General features: G+C 56.6%; 1 rRNA gene. It reads left to right on the forward strand.

The window, feature by feature from the left end:
* Positions 1-46 precede the first annotated feature (46 nt).
* Positions 47-3,121, forward strand: a 23S ribosomal RNA gene (locus LZG04_RS41340); the annotation flags it as partial.

The following is a 3,121-nucleotide window of genomic DNA, read 5'->3' on the forward strand; positions in this document are numbered from 1 at the left end:
GTCTGGTTGTTCTTTGAGAACTGCACAGTGGATGCGAGCATCTTTGTGGCAAGTTATTAAGGGCACACGGTGGATGCCTTGGCACCAGGAGCCGATGAAGGACGTAGGAGACTGCGATAAGTCTTGGGGAGCTGTCAACCGAGCTGAGATCCAAGAATTTCCGAATGGGGAAACCCGGCCTCAGTCATGTGGGGTCACCCATACCTGAACACATAGGGTATGTGGAGGGAACGCGGGGAAGTGAAACATCTCAGTACCCGCAGGAAGAGAAAACAACCGTGATTCCGTGAGTAGTGGCGAGCGAAAGCGGATTAGGCTAAACCGTATTCGTGTGATACCCGGCAGGGGTTGCGTGTACGGGGTCGTGGGACCTGTCTGATCGTTCTGCCGGACGGTCGAGGAGTTATAAAACACTGTGGTTAGCGGAACGCGTCTGGAAAGCGTGGCCGTAGAGGGTGAGAGTCCCGTACGTGAAAACCCGGTGTCTCCTGACGGTGTTCCCAAGTAGCAGCGAGCTCGTGGAATTTGCTGTGAATCTGGCGGGACCACCCGCTAAGCCTGAATACTCCCTGGTGACCGATAGCGGACTAGTACCGTGAGGGAAAGGTGAAAAGTACCCCGGGAGGGGAGTGAAATAGTACCTGAAACCGTGTGCCTACAATCCGTCGGAGCCTTTAGGGGTGACGGCGTGCCTTTTGAAGAATGAGCCTGCGAGTTAGTGCTGCGTGGCGAGGTTAACCCGTGTGGGGTAGCCGTAGCGAAAGCGAGTCCGAATAGGGCGGTTGAGTCGCGTGGTCTAGACCCGAAGCGGGGTGATCTAGCCATGGCCAGGGTGAAGCGTGGGTAAGACTGCGTGGAGGCCCGAACCCACCAGGGTTGAAAACCTGGGGGATGAGCTGTGGTTAGGGGTGAAAGGCCAATCAAACTCCGTGATAGCTGGTTCTCCCCGAAATGCATTTAGGTGCAGCGTCGTGTGTTTCGTGCCGGAGGTAGAGCACTGGATGGTCTAGGGGGCCCACAAGCTTACCGAAATCAACCAAACTCCGAATGCCGGTACGTGAGAGCGCGGCAGTGAGACTGCGGGGGATAAGCTTCGTAGTCGAGAGGGAAACAGCCCAGAACGCCGGCTAAGGCCCCTAAGTGTGTGCTAAGTGGGAAAGGATGTGGGGTCGCCCAGACAACCAGGAGGTTGGCTTAGAAGCAGCCACCCTTTAAAGAGTGCGTAATAGCTCACTGGTCAAGTGGTCCTGCGCCGACAATGTAGCGGGGCTTAAGCACACCGCCGAAGCCGTGTCATTCAGATTTAGGTCTGGATGGGTAGGGGAGCGTCGTTCAGCCATTGAAGCTGCAGGGGAACCTAGTGGTGGAGGCTGGACGAGTGAGAATGCAGGCATGAGTAGCGAAAGCAGAGTGAGAAACTCTGCCGCCGGATGACCAAGGGTTCCTGGGCCAGGCTAATCCGCCCAGGGTAAGTCGGGACCTAAGGCGAGGCCGACAGGCGTAGTCGATGGACAACGGGTTGATATTCCCGTACCCGTGTGAACGCGCCCATGGCGAACCTTGTGATACTAACCGCCCGAAGCCCACTTCGTTCCTTCGGGAATGTTGTGACGTGGAGCGCGGGACCTGAACTTGTAGTAGTCAAGCGATGGGGTGACGCAGGAGGGTAGCTCCGCCAGTGAGTGGTAGTACTGGTGTAAGCGTGTAGGCCGACGTGTAGGCAAATCCGCACGTCATCAAGGCTGAGACGTGATGCATAGCCGATTGAGGCGAAGTAGGGTGATCCCATGCTGCCGAGAAAAGCCTCTAGTGAGTGTTCATGCGGCCCGTACCCCAAACCGACACAGGTGGTCAGGTAGAGAATACCGAGGCGATCGGGCGAACTGTGGTTAAGGAACTCGGCAAAATGCCCCCGTAACTTCGGGAGAAGGGGGGCCGAGGGATTTGAAGCCCCTTGCGGGCTAGGATTTTTCGGCCGCAGAGACCAGCGAGAAGCGACTGTTTACTAAAAACACAGGTCCGTGCGAAGTCGCAAGACGATGTATACGGACTGACGCCTGCCCGGTGCTGGAACGTTAAGGGGACCGGTTAGCTCTTCGGGGCGAAGCTGAGAACTTAAGCGCCAGTAAACGGCGGTGGTAACTATAACCATCCTAAGGTAGCGAAATTCCTTGTCGGGTAAGTTCCGACCTGCACGAATGGCGTAACGACTTCTCGACTGTCTCAACCACAGGCCCGGCGAAATTGCATTACGAGTAAAGATGCTCGTTACGCGCGGCAGGACGGAAAGACCCCGGGACCTTTACTATAGCTTGGTATTGGTGTTCGGTTCGGCTTGTGTAGGATAGGTGGGAGACTGTGAAGCTGTGACGCCAGTCATGGTGGAGTCGTCGTTGAAATACCACTCTGGTCGTACTGGATGTCTAACCTCGGTCCGTGATCCGGATCAGGGACAGTGCCTGGTGGGTAGTTTAACTGGGGCGGTTGCCTCCCAAAGGGTAACGGAGGCGCTCAAAGGTTCCCTCAGCCTGGTTGGCAATCAGGTGTCGAGTGCAAGTGCACAAGGGGGCTTGACTGTGAGACCGACGGGTCGAGCAGGGACGAAAGTCGGAACTAGTGATCCGGCCATGGCTTGTGGAAGCGTGGTCGCTCAACGGATAAAAGGTACCCCGGGGATAACAGGCTGATCTTGCCCAAGAGTCCATATCGACGGCATGGTTTGGCACCTCGATGTCGGCTCGTCGCATCCTGGGGCTGGAGTAGGTCCCAAGGGTTGGGCTGTTCGCCCATTAAAGCGGTACGCGAGCTGGGTTTAGAACGTCGTGAGACAGTTCGGTCCCTATCCGCCGCGCGCGTAGGATACTTGCGGAAGGCTGTCCCTAGTACGAGAGGACCGGGACGGACGGACCTCTGGTGTGCCAGTTGTCCTGCCAAGGGCATTGCTGGTTGGCTACGTTCGGAAGGGATAACCGCTGAAAGCATCTAAGCGGGAAGCCTGTTCCTAGATGAGGTATCCCACCCTTTGTGGGTTAAGGCCCCCAAGAGACTATTGGGTTGATAGGCCGGAGATGGAAGGTCGGTAACGGCTGGAGTTGACCGGTACTAATAGGCCGAGGACTTG

It is taken from the genome of Saccharothrix sp. S26, from assembly GCF_021390395.1.
Classification (GTDB): Bacteria; Actinomycetota; Actinomycetes; order Mycobacteriales; family Pseudonocardiaceae; genus Actinosynnema.